This window comes from Rhizorhabdus histidinilytica (genome assembly GCF_900167915.1).
GTDB lineage: Bacteria > Pseudomonadota > Alphaproteobacteria > Sphingomonadales > Sphingomonadaceae > Rhizorhabdus > Rhizorhabdus histidinilytica.
On the sequence record NZ_FUYM01000023.1, the window covers coordinates 1 to 15,968 of the forward strand.

Annotated in this window: 12 protein-coding genes; 9 read left to right on the forward strand and 3 right to left on the reverse strand. The window is 62.4% G+C overall.

Features of this window, described 5'->3' with window-relative positions; all coding sequences use genetic code 11:
* The coding region (locus B5X82_RS24860; protein ID WP_079651084.1) for an oxidoreductase at positions 1–1,132 on the reverse strand (1,132 nt) is incomplete at its 3' end.
* A 219-nt stretch (positions 1,133–1,351) separates the two neighbouring features.
* Here B5X82_RS24860 and B5X82_RS24865 point away from each other — a divergent pair.
* The 8 genes from B5X82_RS24865 (at position 1,352) to B5X82_RS24900 (ending at position 12,433) form a co-directional block, all read left to right on the forward strand.
* Complete coding sequence (locus B5X82_RS24865; RefSeq protein ID WP_079651063.1) at positions 1,352–2,242, forward strand: VOC family protein; 891 nt, start codon at positions 1,352–1,354, stop codon at positions 2,240–2,242.
* On the forward strand, positions 2,242–2,985 hold the full coding sequence (locus B5X82_RS24870) for an HpcH/HpaI aldolase family protein (RefSeq protein ID WP_079651064.1): 744 nt from the start codon (positions 2,242–2,244) through the stop codon (positions 2,983–2,985). Before B5X82_RS24865 ends, B5X82_RS24870 begins: the two co-directional genes overlap by 1 nt.
* Positions 2,986–3,347: 362 nt before the next feature.
* The gene (locus B5X82_RS24875) at positions 3,348–5,573 is read left to right on the forward strand and encodes a TonB-dependent receptor (protein WP_176152703.1); all 2,226 of its coding nucleotides are present in this window, start codon (positions 3,348–3,350) and stop codon (positions 5,571–5,573) included.
* 99 nt (positions 5,574–5,672) lie between these two features.
* Positions 5,673–6,341, forward strand: coding sequence for a cysteine hydrolase family protein (locus tag B5X82_RS24880; protein WP_079651066.1), 669 nt, complete (start codon positions 5,673–5,675; stop codon positions 6,339–6,341).
* A 429-nt stretch (positions 6,342–6,770) separates the two neighbouring features.
* Positions 6,771–8,975 carry a TonB-dependent receptor gene (locus B5X82_RS24885; protein WP_223811281.1) on the forward strand — a complete coding sequence of 735 codons (2,205 nt, stop codon included), beginning with the start codon at positions 6,771–6,773 and terminating at the stop codon, positions 8,973–8,975.
* Between the two features lie 144 nt (positions 8,976–9,119).
* Positions 9,120–10,562, forward strand: coding sequence for a UbiD family decarboxylase (locus tag B5X82_RS24890; RefSeq protein WP_079651068.1), 1,443 nt, complete (start codon positions 9,120–9,122; stop codon positions 10,560–10,562).
* Positions 10,559–11,899, forward strand: a complete 1,341-nt coding sequence (locus B5X82_RS24895; protein WP_223811282.1) for a spinster family MFS transporter — start codon at positions 10,559–10,561, stop codon at positions 11,897–11,899. Before B5X82_RS24890 ends, B5X82_RS24895 begins: the two co-directional genes overlap by 4 nt.
* Positions 11,900–11,911: 12 nt before the next feature.
* Positions 11,912–12,433, forward strand: coding sequence for a TIGR02444 family protein (locus tag B5X82_RS24900; protein WP_079651069.1), 522 nt, complete (start codon positions 11,912–11,914; stop codon positions 12,431–12,433).
* A 27-nt stretch (positions 12,434–12,460) separates the two neighbouring features.
* Here the strand turns inward: B5X82_RS24900 and B5X82_RS24905 are convergent, their stop codons facing one another.
* Together B5X82_RS24905 and B5X82_RS24910 are read right to left on the reverse strand one after the other, a co-directional pair.
* Complete coding sequence (locus tag B5X82_RS24905; protein ID WP_079651070.1) at positions 12,461–13,051, reverse strand: UbiX family flavin prenyltransferase; 591 nt, start codon at positions 13,049–13,051, stop codon at positions 12,461–12,463.
* A 55-nt stretch (positions 13,052–13,106) separates the two neighbouring features.
* Positions 13,107–13,430, reverse strand: coding sequence for a hypothetical protein (locus B5X82_RS24910; protein WP_079651071.1), 324 nt, complete (start codon positions 13,428–13,430; stop codon positions 13,107–13,109).
* A 191-nt stretch (positions 13,431–13,621) separates the two neighbouring features.
* Between B5X82_RS24910 and B5X82_RS24915 the strand changes: the two genes are divergently transcribed.
* Positions 13,622–15,916: a TonB-dependent receptor gene (locus tag B5X82_RS24915; RefSeq protein ID WP_079651072.1), complete on the forward strand. Its 2,295-nt coding sequence runs from the start codon at positions 13,622–13,624 to the stop codon at positions 15,914–15,916.
* Positions 15,917–15,968 lie beyond the last annotated feature (52 nt).

The window sequence follows — 15,968 nt, forward strand, 5'->3', positions numbered from 1 at the left end:
GCAGCCAGTTCGGTCTGCTGAGGATGTAATCCACCATCCGCGCCGGCATGGTGAGCTCCGTGATGATCCGCTCGGCCGTTGCGGGTAGCGCCGTGCGGATCGCCGCCTCGTCCTGCCGCTTCAATTTGGTTATCCATTCCGGATCGATGAGCGCCGCCCGGCCGATGGCGAGGAGGTCGGCCCCCATCGCAAGGGCTTCGGTGGCATCTGCCGCCGTCCGGATCCCGCCGCTGGCGATGACCGCGGCGCGCCCTCGCACCGCTCGCGAGAGCACCTCGATCGGATTCTCGGCGCCGACCTGTCCTTCCGGAGCCGTCCAGTCGCGATCCTCCCGCTGCGGCGAGCGTTTACGGAAGTCGTCCATCGAGATGTGGATGTAATCGAGGCCGACTTCGCACAGCCGTGAAACGAACGCCGCCGCGTCGGATAGCGTATAGCCGCCGGGTTCCGCCTCGAAGGGATTGACCCGATATCCCAGCAGCGCGCTCGAACCGATCGCCTTGCGGACGGCGGTCGCCAGGCGGAGGCCGAAGCTCATCCGCTTCTCCTGCAAGCCGCCCCATTCGTCCTCGCGGGCATTGGCCCGAGGTGAGAAGAACTGATGGAGAAGATAGTGATTCCCGCCGTGGAGCTCGATACCGTCGAAGCCGGCGTCGATCCCCCGGCGGGCCGCACCGACGAAGGCGTGGATGATCTCGACGACCTCGTCGCCTTCCATCGCGCGGGGCACGTGCGCGCCCGGCCGCAATGATGCGATGGATGACGGCGCGCGCATGTCTGCGGGAGCCACGAGGTCCGGTCGCGCGAGCCTCCCGCTGTCGTAGAGCTGCAGGATGGCGTGGCCGCCGCCGGCGCGAACGGCCTCCGCCAGGCGGCGCAGGCTGTCATGATGCTCGTCCCGATTTGCCCCGATCCCGCGCCAGGCCCGGCCATTGTCGTCGACATAGGCACAGGCGGTGATTCCGGCGGCGAACTCGGTCGAGCAGCGTCGCTCGATATATCTTAGCTCGTCGCTGCTGACGATCCCGTCCTCGTGCGAGGAGTCGGTGGTCATCGGCGCCAGCAGGAAGCGATTGCGCAATATCCTGCCGCAACGGAGCTGGAAGGGCGACCAGGGATCTGCGCCGGCCATCAGAGCGCCACCGCCGAGCAAGGCCCCAAACCGCCGCTGCACCGCTCCCTCGGGCGCGCCGGAAATTCGATCTGATCCATCGTTATCTCTCGTCTGGTTAGATAAAAATATTCTCCATATATTATTATGATCGTCAATCCATACAAATAATATATTTTGGTTGCGGGCCGGCTGTCCTCATGGCATCCGTCGAGCACAAGCCGATGTCAGGAGGTGCCAATGGGCGTTGTTAAGAGGCTGGCCTACGTAGCCGCCGAGTCGACGGACCTGTCCGCATGGAGGTCCTATGCGACGGACATTCTGGGATTCGAGGTGGGCAGCGACAGCAACGATCGGCTGCTCTATCTGCGCGCGGACGAGAACCATCATCGGATCGCCGTCCGGTCGGGAAATCGGGATGATGTCGGCTATGTCGGATGGCAGGTCGCCAACAGCGCCGCCCTCGATGCCGCGGCGGCGACCCTGGATGCGGCCGGCGTGGCGGTTGCCCGCGGAACGCCGGAGGAAGTCGCCGACAGGCGGGTTCTCGACATGCTCCATTTCACCTGCCCGCATTCCGGCGTGCGGATGGAACTGGTCGTCAGCCCGGAGATCAATTTCACGCCCCGCTTTCGTCCGACGCGCGACCTCGCCGGCTTCCGGACCGGCGATCAGGGCCTGGGGCATGTGGTGCTCTATGCGGCCGACCTACGGGCGGCTGCCGATTTCTACGTCAAGCTGCTGGGCTTCGGCATTTCCGATTTCGCCATGATCCCTGGCGTCGGGCCGCTGGCCGTCTTCATGCACTGCAACGAACGCCATCACTCGCTGGCGTTCATGAACATCCCCGGCGCGCCGCGCCGTATCCAGCACATCATGTTCGAGACGCTGAGCATCGACGATGTCGGGCGCAGCTTCGACCTGTGCAGCGATCGCGACATCATCACGACCACGCCCGGCCGGCACCACAACGATCATACCTATTCCTTCTACTTCAAGACGCCTTCGCTCTGGCACATGGAATTCGGCTGGAGTCCCAGGACGATCGACCCGGCGAACTGGACGACCGAACATTATGAACTGCGCGGCGACCATGCCTGGGGGCACCGCGGCCTGATGGAGATGGTGTAATGGCACCGCGTTGCGCAATCTGGCTTTCGACACCCAACACTGCCGCGGCGGAGATCGCCCGCGACCTGGGCTACAAGGCGGCCGTGCTCGATATCGAGCATGGCGCATTCGACCTCGCGGCGCTCGAGAGCTTCATCCCCTTCCTCAAGGCCATCGGTCTCGAAGTCCTGGCCAAGGTGCTGGGGCCGGACCAGGTCCCCATCCAGCAGGCGCTCGATTTCGGCGCTGATGCCGTCATCATTCCGCACATCAAGGGCGTCGAGCATGCGCGGGCGGTGGCGGCCTTCGCGAAGTTCCCGCCACTCGGCGACCGCAGCTTCGCGGGCGGGCGGACGAGTTCCTATGGCGGTTTCGATCAACCCTGGGTCGAGCGGCAGGACAGTTCGACGAAATGCTACCCGATGATCGAGGACGCCGGGGCATTCGAGGAAATCGAGGATATCCTGGCATTGCCGACCGTCGACGGCGTCTTCCTGGGGCCGTCCGATCTTTCGCTGCGGAGGGGCCGGGGTGCCTACCAGCGGACCGAGGGCGACTTCGCGGATTTCGGGGTTGTGGCCGCTTCCGCAGCCAAGGCTGGAAAGCCCTGGATCATTCCGGCGTGGAGCCTGGCGGAAAAGCAGTTCGCGGTCGAGAATGATGCGGGGGTGATCGTGCTCACCATGGAGCATAGTGCCCTGCTCAACGGCATGCGCAGTTCGTTGGAGGAGGTCATGTCCTTCGTCACCGAGGCCGCCCACTAGAGCGGGTGATCGTCCTCGCGCGCGTTCGAGCGCGAGGCGCTTGCGCCAGGGGAAGGTGAACAGCGGACCCCTGGTTCCGGCGTAAAACCCCTTCGTTGCCTGCCGAGCCCTTCCCCATGGAAATTGGGCCTTCCGACGCCATGGGCGCGGCCGCTGCGCCGCGCCTTTTGTCGTCACCACCAGTCCCGACCGACGCGTCAAATCGACTTGACAACGAATATCGATGCGAATCTAATATATTTAATATACATCAATAGTGTATTATCGCGACATCTCGCGATCAGCACGCACGTCCCGAACGGATGGCGAGGCTCAAGAAGGAACTCAGGGAAACGAGGCCTGAGCCGAAGGAGGGGAGTAAAATGATAAAGTCACTCGATCATCCTACGAACAGACGCGCCAAAGCGGGGAAGCTCCTGCGCAACGAGGGCTGTGAATTCGGTAAACACGAGGTCCGGTTCAACCACTCCATTGCGGTCTGGGCTTGTCTCGGCGCGGCACTAATCCCCGCTTCGGCATATGCGCAGGACGGTGCGACCTCATCTGAGGAGCTGTCGGCTCCAGCGGCGGCGCAGGAAATCGTGGTGACGGCGCAAAGGCGGTCCGAAAAGGCGGTCAACGTCCCGATTTCGATGGTCGTGCAGTCATCGAAGCAACTGGAGAATGCCGGCGTTTCCAGCGTTTCCGAGCTGGGGCAAGTCGTTCCCGGACTGAGGATCGATGGATCGGGCCCCTATACCCAGCCGAGCATTCGCGGCGTTTCGAGCGTTGTCGTCGGGCCTGGCTTTGCCGCCAATATCGCCACCTATGTCGACGGATTCTACCGTCCCGATCCGCTCGGAAACGACATCTCCATTTCCGACGCGGAGTCGGTGCAGATATTGAAGGGCCCGCAAGGGACGCTGTTCGGCCGTAATTCGACCGGTGGCGCGATGGTCATCACGACCCGGGCTCCCTCCTTCACGCCGGCCGTGGAGATGAAGGCCAGCTACGGCAATTATGATGAAGCCCATGGCTATCTCTTCGTCACCGGTCCCATCAGCGAGCAGCTCGCGGCGAGCGTCTCGGGCCATCTCGATCGCAGCGACGGCTTCATCCACAATATCGTCAGCGGGAAAAGGGTAGGGGATTCCTCCGGCGGCGGCGTGCGCGCGAAGCTGCTCTACAAGCCGAGCTCCGACGCGTCGGTGACGCTCGAGGTCAGCCACTCCGAACTCAGCGATCCCAATGGCTTCCTGTGGAATCCCTATCAGGGAAAGACGAACGGGCCGATATTCTTCCCGGGCGTAGCCGTCACGAGCGCTCGCGGCGAGGTATCCAACAACGATCCCGCGCAGTTCAAGAACGACATCACGTCGGGATTCCTGACGGGGAAGTTCAAGATTGGCGGAGTGAACCTGAACTCCCACACGGGCTACCAGCATGTGAAGGTGGGGGCTCTCAGCTTCGACCTGGATGCTACGCCGGCTCCATTCGGCTCGCTGAGCTTTCCCGAGAAGAACAAGATATTCACCCAGGAATTCGACCTAGGCGGCAAAAGCTCGCGGTTCGAATGGATCGGCGGCCTGTTCTACATGCACCAGAACCAGGGCCAGAATTTCTCGCTGATCTTCACGGGCGCGCCCGCCATCCCGATTTCACGGACGAGGCAGAAGATCGATGCCTATGCCGCCTTCCTCGACGGCACCCTGCAGCTGACGGATACCATTTTCCTAACCGCGGGCGGACGCTATGGAATCGACAAGGTGACCGGGACCACGGCCTTCGCGCCGGCTTTCAACGCCGGTTCGGTTCGCCACACCTTCCGCAGCCTCGATGGCCGCGCCATCATACGCTATCAGTTCGACGCCAACTCGAACGCCTATATTTCGGTCAGCAAGGGATCGAAGGGCGGCTTGTTCAATACGTCGACCGGCGATCCCAACCCGGTGCGGCCGGAAAAGATCTGGGCCTATGAGATCGGCTACAAGCTGTCGCGCCCAGGCTTTCGTTTTGAAGCGGCTGCGTTCGACTATGAGTATAAAGACCAGCAGATCGTAGAATATGTGGGCAATCTCGCCAACGTCGTGAACGTCGCGAAGACGCGGGTATATGGCGCTGAGGCGCATGCCAGCTATGACCTCACCCGGAATTTCCAGATCAACGCCGGCATGTCCTACACGCGCGGTCGATATCGTTCCTTCACCAATGCCGAGCGGTACATCTTCTCGCCCGTTTCGGGTATCACGACCGATCTCAACGCCGACGCATCCGGCAACGTCACGACCCGCACCCCTGAATTCTCGGGCAGCGTCGGTCTGAACTATCGCCAGCCCTTCCTCGACGGGCAGGTGGATCTCTCCGGCACCTACGCCTATCAGACGAAAATCTACTTCGATCCGTTCGGTGACACCGAACAGTCCGGCTACGGGCTGCTCAATCTGCGGGCGGCCTGGACTGATCCGTCCGATCGCTGGACGGCGGCCTTGTACGGCAAGAACGTCACCGACAAGAAATACCGGCAACAGGTGACGTCCGAATCCACCGGCATCTTCCAGGTTTTCGGACGACCGGCGACCTATGGTGTCGAGGTCACCCTTCGTTACTGAGCGCGCCGCGATTCACGGCCTGATCGGGCGCGGCCCGGTCAGGCCGTGAATGGCCCCGCTTCGCCAGGTCCCACCAGTTTCACCGAGGAGCAGAGCGTCATGCATTCCACGAAAATTTCGGAATTCGCCACCGAGACCCGCTTTTATGCTTATGGGCCCAAGGAGCCTCTCGCACTGGTGCCGGGCCGCTTCGCGCATGTCGTAATCGATATGCAGTACGGTTTCATGCCAGGGGGAATCATCCCGGTCACCGGCAATCCCGCGATCATCCCCAACATCAACCGCATCTCGGCCGCCGTTCGTCGCGCGGGCGGCACGAACATATTCGTGCGCTTCACCTATGATCCGACATGGACGGTCTATTATCGCCGGTTGGCGGAGGGCCGCGAGGCGCGGATGGAGGCTGCCTTTTCCGATGGGGCCGAGCAACATGCGCTCGTCGCCGAGTTGGACGTCATGGCCGACGACGTCCTGCTCAACAAGAAGCGCTTCAGCTCGTTCACGCCTGGCACCTGCGATCTCGAATCCTACCTGCGGTCGGCCGGTATCGACACGCTGGTCGTCACCGGCTGCACGTCCAGTTGCTGCGTGGAGTCGACCATTCGGGACGGCATGCAGTTGAACTTCAAGACGATTTTCGTCGGGGATGCCAATGCGACGTTGAACGACGCCTATCACAACGGTGCCGTGGACAATCTCTTCGGTATCTTCGGCACCGACCTGTGCATGACCGACGAAATCCTCGACCGGCTTAGCGTCGCGGCCTAGCCGATGGACGATGGGCCGGACCGTCCGTCGCTTTCCAGCTTCAATCCAGGTGGAATGAGAACCGGAGCTTCATCGGCTGGGCAGCCCGGCCGATGTAGCGAACCGGCCTAGCAGGATTCCACGACGCGGTCCTGCGATCCACGGCCGCCGGGGAGGTCATTCTTTGACCGCTTCCCATCGCGCTGGCGGGGTGAACGTAGTTGCCCAGGCCATCTCTGCTCTTCGAATTTCTTGGGCCGCCTGAGTCCTTGCTTCATGCCGCTTGACAAACTGACAATGTATGAGAAATATATTTATGGTATATGAAAAACGGTCGATCGCACCACGGACGTGCCTGGGACCAAAGGCCGTAGCGCCTGACGCCACTTTCAAAGGGGAGTAACGAGAATGGATTCGGGGAAGGCAAAATCCGAAAATGGGGGAAATCCGATGAAGCTGTCCGCCTGGACTATTTCGCTGCTGGCCGTTGCAGCCTGCCTGCAGTCGGGCGCTGCGTTCGCGCAAGAGGCGAACGCCGACAATGACGGGACCGACGACATCATCGTGACGGCGACGAAAAGGGCCGATGGGCAGACGCTGCAGAAAACGGCTCTCGCCATTTCGGCGCTCGGTGCGGCTCAGATCGAGTCCAAGCAGATCCGCGACCTTGCCGGCATCGGCAACAGCATTCCCAATGTCAGCTTCGACTCGGGCGGGACTTTCAAGGGGACGGCGAATTTCTCGATCCGCGGATTGGGGGTGAACAGCTCGATCCCGTCGCTGGAGCCGTCGGTCGGAGTCTTCGTCGACGGTGTCTATCAGGGGATCAACGCCGGCATCCTGTTCGACACGTTCGACCTCGAGAAGATCGAAATCCTTCGCGGCCCGCAGGGGCTGCTGTTCGGTCGCAACGTGACGGGCGGCGCGGTCCTCGTCAGCACCAAGCGGCCGACGCGTGACTTTTCGATGTCGTTGCGCGCGGGCATCGAGACCGGATCGAACATGACGGTTGCTGGGTCCGTTTCCGGTCCGATCGCCGGCGACAAGCTGCTCGGCAAGCTGGCCGTCTATTATAATGACGATGGTGGCTGGTTCACGAACTCCTTCAACAACCAGAAATATGGCGGGTCGCGGACCTTCATCATCCGGCCTGCCGTCGAGTTCGAACCGGTCGAAGGCCTCGACCTGCTGCTGCGCTTCGAACATGGCGACCAGAAGGGCGACGGCGCGGCCGCGCAGAACTTCGCGCTCTACAGCCGCCACAGCTTCAAATTCTCCAACGATACGCCCGCCTACAGCCGGTCCAACTGGAATCAGGGCACCGCGGAGATGAACCTCGACGTCGGCTTCGGCTCCGGGCGCATCACCAACGTGTTCGGCTGGCGGCAGTTCGAACAGGCCGCGCGCGTCGATACCGACGCCTCGCCCCAGCCGCTCTCCGACTCCTACACCTTCACCAAGCAGGAGCAGTTCAGCAACGAGCTGCGCTATGCGGGCAGCTTTGCCGATATCGTCGACGTGACGACCGGCCTCTTCTACTTCAAGCAAAACCTCGACTATCAGGATGCGCGCCGGGCCAACAACGCGCCGACGGCCGTCTATTCGGGCGGCATCCAGGATTCGCATAGCTGGGCCTGGTTCTCGTCGGCCGACTTCCATGTCTTCGACGGCCTGACCCTCAACACCGGCCTTCGCTACTCGCGCGAGAAGAAGAAGGTGCGGATCGCGAGCCAGGATACGCCGACGGCCATCGGCACCGGCGTGACCTCGGTCGACATCATCCCGGCGGGCGCCTGCGATATCGTCGCGCGCCAGTGCGTGTTCGATTTCCGTGACTCGAAGAGCTGGTCGAGCTGGATCCCCAAGGTCGGGTTCGAATGGACGATCGCGCCGAGCAATCTTCTCTATGCCTTCTGGACGAAGGGCGTGCGGAGCGGCGGCTATAATGTCCGCAATAGCTTCCAGTCGGTCGCGCCCGGCCCGTTCGAGCCGGAAAACGTCAACAACTTCGAAATGGGCAACAAGCTCCAGCTGTTCGACAAGCGCGTGACCTTCAACAACGCGATCTATTATCAGAAGGTCAAGGGGCTGCAGCGGAGCGTCATCATTGCGAATGGCGTCAACGGCAGCACCGCGGCGTTCATCCGCAATACCGCCGATGCGACGATCTGGGGTGTGGAATCGGAACTGCGCTTCAACCCGACGCCGGAACTGTCGCTGAATGCCTCCGTCGGCTACACCCATGGCGAATATGACAAGATGTTCTTCGACCTGACGGGAGACGGCATCATCGACGCCAGGGATCTTGCCCTCGAGCTTCCCCGTCTTTCGCCTTGGACGGTCAGTGCAGGGTTCAGCTACACCCACCCGGTGGGCGACCTCGGCGACGTCACGCTGGCGGCGGATTATTCGTATCGCGACCGGTCGTTCTACAATGACAGCAACACGGGCGCGCTGAACATCATGCACATGGTCAACGGCAGCATTTCCGTGCAGTCCGAGGATAAGCGCTGGACGGCGTCGCTCTACGGCAAGAACCTTCTGAACAAGGTGCAGTTCGGTGGTGTGACGCCGATCCGCGGGCTTCCCGGAGCCACGCTTGCGCCGTTGGAAAAGGGGCGCGTCATCGGCATCGATCTGAAATTCCAATATTGAGCAGGGGCCGCATCGCGCGTGATCGTGACGATGCGGTTGCCGTCAGCCAGGTCGATCGACGCGCGTTGATCGTCAAATTCGTGGCCTTCGGCCCGGCCGTATCGGCTGTGGTCGAAGGCCCCTCTCGATAAAAGGAGCGCAGGCGTGGCTTATGATGATCTTCGCGACTGGCTGACGCAGGTCGAGGCCATGGGCGACCTCAGGCATATCAAGGGCGCCCATCTGGACGACGACATCGGCCCGATAACCGAGATATCCGAGCGATCGATGACGGGGCCGGCGGTGCTCTTCAGCGATATTCCAGGCTTCGATGCCGGACGCCGGATTCTCGTGAACCCGATAAGCTCGCTCGACCGCGTCGCGTTGACGGTGGGTTTCCCGACCGGGTTGTCCAAGGCCGATTATTGCGACCTGTGGCTCGAAAAGACCCGGACCATCACCCCCATTCCGCCGCGCGAAGTAACGCACGGGCCGGTGATGGAAAATGTGATCAGGGACGGCGACGTCGACCTGTCGAGCTTTCCGGCCCCGATCTGGCATCGCGGCGACGGCGGCCGATATATCGGCACCGGATGCGTCGTCATAACGCGCGATCCCGACGACAACTGGATCAATCTCGGGACCTACCGCGTCATGGTCGCGGGAAGGAACCAGGTCACGATCTACGCCGCGCCGGGCAAGCATCTGGCGATCGCCCGCGACAAGCTGTTCGAACAGGGCAAACCCATGCCGGTCGCGATATCGCTCGGCCATGACCCGGCGATCTTCATGGGCGGCTCGACCCCCTTGCCCTATGGCCAGTCCGAATATGATTATGTCGGCGGCCTGAAGAACCAGGCCATAGACGTCCTGCCGTGCGAATTGAGTGGTCTGCCCATACCGGCGCGGTCGGAACTGGTCCTCGAAGGCGAGATCTCACCGACCGAAAAATTGCCCGAAGGGCCGTTCGGGGAATGGCCCGGCTATTATGCCAGCGGCGAGCGCACCGAATATGTCACGACCATCCGGCGCATCTATCATCGCAATGCCCCGATCATGGTCGGCACGCCGCCGACCAAGCCGCCGACGGGGGTCGGGACCGCGCTGGGCACGGTGCGCGCGGCACGGGTGCGGGAGGAAATCCGCAAGGCCGGCATCCCCGACGTCAAGCACGTCTGGTTCCATGAATTCGGCAGCCGCTTCTTCCTCGCCGTGTCGATAAAGCAGCGCTATGCGGGCCATGCGGCGCAGGTCGGCCATGTCGCCACCATGTGCCAGGGCGCGGCCTATATGGGCCGATATGTCGTCGTGGTGGACGACGACATCGACGTCTACGACACGATGGACGTCATGTGGGCCATGGCGACGCGCAGCGACCCGGTGCGCGACATCAACATCATCCCGCGCGCCTGGAGCGACGAGCTCGACCCGATGGTGGCCCAGGGCAATGCGGAGGCCCCGTTCAACTCGCGCGCGATCATCGATGCGACATGGCCCTGGGAATGGCGCGGCAAGATCCCGACCGTCATCTCGCTTTCCCCGGAAGATCGCGCGGCCGCCCTCGAAAAATGGGGGGGCATCCTGTTCGGCCCTTCGCAAAGCCGGTGAAGGGACCTCTCGGGACGGGGCTGCAAGGCGGCGCAGCTTCCGGCACCAGCGAAGGAAGAGAAGGCTCGGGCTCCGACGAACGTCCGGCCCCCTATGACTGGTATGTCCTGATCGTCCTGACCGTCATATTCCTGCTGGCCTCGGTCGATCGCAGCCTGGTTTCCGTGGTGATGGAGCCGATCCGGCACGAATTCGGGCTGACGGACGCGCAACTCGGCTTCCTGGCGGGCCTCGCCTTCGGGATTCCCTATGCGCTCGCCAGCCTGCCGTTCGGACTGTTGATCGACCGGATCAACCGCCGCAAATTCCTCGCCAGCATGCTGGCGCTGTGGAGCTTGCTGACCGGGCTGTGCGGCCTGGCGCAAAGCTATCTGCAACTCGTCCTGCTGCGCATGCTCGTCGGCGTCGCCGAAGCGGGGTTCCCGGCGGCGCAGTCGATGATCTCCGACTATTTTCCCGCGCGGCGGCGGCCGATGGCGCTTGGCGTCTTCATGTCCGGCGGCTCGGTGGCATTCGTCCTGTCGTTCGCCCTGGGCGGATGGTTCGCCGACGAATGGGGATGGCGGACCGTCTTCTTCGCGGCCGGTCCGCCGGGGCTGCTCATCGCGCTGCTCTTCTATCTGACCGTTCGGGAGCCTGAGAGGGGACGGATGGACGGCCGCGCCAGAACGGCGGACCCGGAGGCTCCTTCCTTCTGGCAGGCCATGCGGTTCCTGATGTCCTCGCCGGCCTTCCGGCACCTGTTCATCGGTTATGCCCTGGTCGCCGCGACGACGTCGAGCTTCTGGTCCTGGATCGGTTCCCTGCTGATCCGCGTCCACGGCCTGGAAGTGCGCGAAGCCGGCCTCTACATCGCGTTCGGCGCCGGCATCTTCGGCTTTGTCGGGGCGCTGCTTGGTGCGGTCGCGACGGGTTATATCGGGCGGCGGGGCCTTCGGCCGGTCCTCACCTTCGTCGCGTCCATGGCCGTCCTGCTGAGTCCGTTCGGCATCGCCATGGCCTTGTCTCCGACGCTGCAGACCGCGATTGCCTGCATGATCGTCACCAGCATCCTCAAATCCTGCTATACCGGCCCGGCGCAGGGCATCATCCTCAGCCTGGCCAAGACCCGCATGCGCGGCGTCGCGGCCTCGCTGGTCAATGTCGCGGGGACGTTGCTGGGCTTTGGCGTCGGTCCGCTGCTGGCCGGGGCGATCAGCTATGTTCTCGGCGGCGGCAGCTCCATTCGCTATGGCCTTGCCGCATTGTTTCTGATGAATGTCTGGGCCGGACTGCATTTCTGGATGGCGCGCAGAACCGTCGAGGAGGAGGTCCGCGTGGCGAGGGCGGAAATCTAGGTAAGTTCGCGAATGGCAGCGGTGTCGACATCATCAAGGCATCGCCTGGATACCGTCTGGGCCTATTTCCTCGACCTGTACGCCAGGCCGGGCGTCAAGGAGGCCTGCCTCGACTGGCAGGACCGGATGGGCGCGGACGTCATCCTGCTCTTATGGTTGCTGTGGCTTGGCGTCGAGGACGGTCTTGCGGTGGACGACGCCAGCCTGCGCCGGCTCGACGAGCGGATGAAGGGATGGCGAATGTCGGTCGTCCTGCCGATCCGTGAAGCAAGGCGAGCCATCGGCACGCTTGCCAAGGCCGGCGAGAGGGATGCTTCCGGTCTCTACCAGCGTCTCAAGCGCGTGGAACTCGCCGCCGAGCGCATGGCGCTGCGGCGGCTCCTGCTCCAGGATGGCGTCACCGGACAACAGCTGCCCAAACATCTTGCGGCTACCGCGAACCTGGAGCGCTATCTCGGCGCCCTTGCCGACGGTCCTACCATCGAAAATCGGACGGCAATTGCAGGATTGGTCAGCACTGCCGTGGCAAGGTGACGGGCAGGGGCGGGCGACCGGCAAGGGTCATGCCGTTGAATCCCGCAGCCCCTTCCAGCGCTTGACGTCCTGGCCCGTGTCGATGCCCAGGAGATCGATCATGCGCGCCACGGTGTGATCGACGATGTCGTCGATCGACGTCGGCTTGATGTAGAAAGCGGGCACCGGCGGCGCGATGATGCCGCCAGCCTCGGTTATCGCCTTCATCGCATTGATATGGATGAGGCTGAGCGGTGTTTCGCGCAGCATCAGGATCAGCCGGCGGCGTTCCTTCAGGGTCACGTCCGCGGCCCGCGTCAGGAGGTTGTCCGAAAGGCCATGCGCGACGGCGGCCATCGTTCTAATGGCGCAGGGCGCGACGATCATGCCTGCCGTTTCAAACGATCCGCTGGCGATGGCTGCGCCGATATCGCCGATCGGATAGGATGTGCCGGCAAGCTGGCGGAGATCCTTGAGGGTAAGTCCCATTTCGTGCCGGAGGGTGATCTCCGCGGCCTTCGAAGCCACCAGATGCGTCTCGACATCGAGAGACTTGAGCCGCTCGAGAAGGCGAACGGCATAGATGCTCCCGGTCGCTCCGGAAATGCCGACGATGACGGGCAGGCGTCGATTGTTCACGATTTCTCCAATCGTCAATTTACCTTCTCACGCGCGATCATCTCGATGTCGGCGCTCAAAGGATATTGGCCACCCCGATCAATGTACACGCCGTCAGCAACGTCCCGATCTTCGCCATCGAGGCAGGCTCTCCATAGAGAAGGATGCCGACCGCGATCGATGCCATCGGGATTCCGGCCGCGAGCAACGGGATGAAAAAGCTCAGGTTCACGCCGGCTTGCGAAATCCTGGCCATGAAAAACACCCCCAGGCAGAAGGATGCCAACGACAAGAGGGTGGCGGTTGGGTTGGCGAACCCGTTGGTGGTGGGGACCAGCGCTATTCCAACGACCTGAAAGGCAATGGAGAGGATCATAAATAAAACGATCGTAATATTCATGTGAAGCTCTCCCACATTCTCGGCAGGGGCGATCTCGTCGCCTTCAAGACCACAGGCCCCAATCCATGCTCGCTATCTGAGGCGGCCAGTATCGGTTGCCTGCAGGATATATTTTTATGTTGTAGTTTAGATATATTATTCATATATATTCAAAAAACTCAACGCGCAAGCGTGTAAAAGGGGAGGTGGAAATGAACTATGTGCACCGCTCGCTAGGGGCGGTCGTCGCGATGGCGTCGCTTGCCGGGGCGTCCGCCCATGCCCAGGGCGTCGGGTCGAAAGAGGACGGACATAAGACGGTCGCTGCCGATACCCTCGAAGAGGATGCGGGAGACGCCATCGTCGTCACCGCGCAGCGCCGTGTGCAGAGATTGCAGGATGTCGGTATCGCGGTAAGCGCCTTCAGCGGCGAGCAGTTGCGCACCCGCCAGATCTCCAGCAGCATCGACGTCGCGCGAATGACGCCCGGCGTCTTCGCTTCGGCTTCGAACGGCGGGCAGACCGCCAGCATCTCCATTCGCGGCGTGACCCAGAACGACAGCTCGGATGCCGTCGAGGGGCCGGTTGCCGTCTATGTGGACGAAACCTACGTTCCCAGCCTGCAGGGCCAGGGCTTCGGTCTCTTCGACGTCGAGCGCGTCGAGGCCCTCAAGGGGCCGCAGGGCACGTTGTTCGGCCGCAATGCAACGGGCGGGCTCGTCAACTTCGTGATAGCCAAGCCATCCGACACGCTGACGGGCTACGCGAACGGCAACTATGGTCGCTTCAACAGCGTCAAGCTGGAAGGGGCGATCGGCGGGCCGATCACCGACACGGTTCAGGGGCGCGTCTCACTTCTCTACAATCGCAACAATGGCTGGCTGAAGAACCTGTATCCGGGGAAACCGGATGTCGGCGGCGAGGATATGCTGGGCGGTCGCGCCCAGGTGCAATGGCAAGCGACGGACGCGTTGAAGGTGCGGGCGACTGCTTCCGCCGTGCGGAGCGATCTGTCCACCGGCGCCTATAATTCCATTGCGACCCAGCCCGTGTTCGACGGTCTGGGACGCGTGGTCGGTGCGAACAGGGTGTCTGGGCCGACGGCGCTTGGCTTTACGCCGCTTCCCGGCAGCAAGCTGGAAGTCAATCACGACTTCGCCTGCTCCGATTGTGGCCGCACGAGGCTTTACGATGCGGCGCTCCACGTCGATTACGACGCCGGGGGCGCCCAGATCAGTGCGATCACCAATTGGAAGCGCATCACCAAGGTCCTGCTGATCGACGTGGACAGTTCGCCCGTCAATCTCGTCGACGTCGGCCAGAACGCCCAGACGGAGAGCTTCTCGCAGGAGCTTCGCGCTACGGGGAAGGCTGACAATGTCGTCTGGAACCTCGGTGTCTATTATCTCCAGATACACACGCTCGCCCAGATGGGCTTCCTTGCCCGGCCCAATGGTATCCTGGCGGGTGCGTTGGGCGTTTCCGGTACTGGCGCCGATCTCGCCAACCTCCAGAATCTCTGGACGCGTTCCCTTTCCGGTTTCGGGCAGGTCGAATATAAGCTCACGCCGAAGCTGAGCGGCACGATCGGCCTGCGCGTCATTCACGAATGGCAGCGCTACGATTTCCAATCGAGCCTGTTCCAGAACCAGAATGATTACAAGCTGGATACCGCCGTCGCGCAGGCCGCCCTGCAACCGTCCTATGCGAACAAGCGGAACGATAGTTTCTGGGCGGGCAGGGCCGCGCTCGAATATCATGCCAATCGCGACATCCTGCTGTACGCCTCGATCAATCGCGGCGCGAAGGGCGGAAACTACAACTCCAAATTGCCGGATGGAAGTCCGCCGCTCTCGCCGGACGACTTCGCCTATAAGGGCGAAACGCTGCTCGCTTATGAGGGCGGCGTGAAATCGACCTTGCTGGATGGAAAGGCCACGGTGAATCTGTCGGGATTCGTCTACGATTATTCCAATTATCAGGCCTTCACCTTTTCCAACGCTTCCGGCTTCGTCCAGAACAGGGATGCCAATCTCTATGGCGGCGAGGCCGAGTTCACCCTGCGGCCGATCGAGGGGCTGGAACTGAGCGGCGGCCTCTCGCTCCTGCATGCCAAGGTCAAGAACGTGCAGGTCGCGACCGGCGTCTACCGGGACGTGCGGCCGACATTCGCCCCGAAGCGGCAGGCCAACGGCCGCATCAGCTATCGCCTCCCCGTGGAGGTCGTCGGCGGTCGCATCAACCTGGCGGTCGACGGCTATTCGACATCATCCTTCTACCAGAACATCCGCAATTTCGCGGCGCACAAGATCGGCGGCCACACGATTTTCGGCGCGCAGGTCGGATGGGAGAGTTCGTCGGGTTTCTCGCTGACCGGCGCCGTGTCCAACCTGTTCGACAAGCGATACGAGATCACGGGCTTCGACCTGTCGACGCTCTGCGGTTGCAGCGAGGTCGCCTATGGCAAGCCGCGCTGGTGGACGATTTCCGCAGGCTTTCACTTCTGACATATCGGGGCGCCGTCTCGAAGGACATCTTCGAGACGGCGTTGTCGTTTTC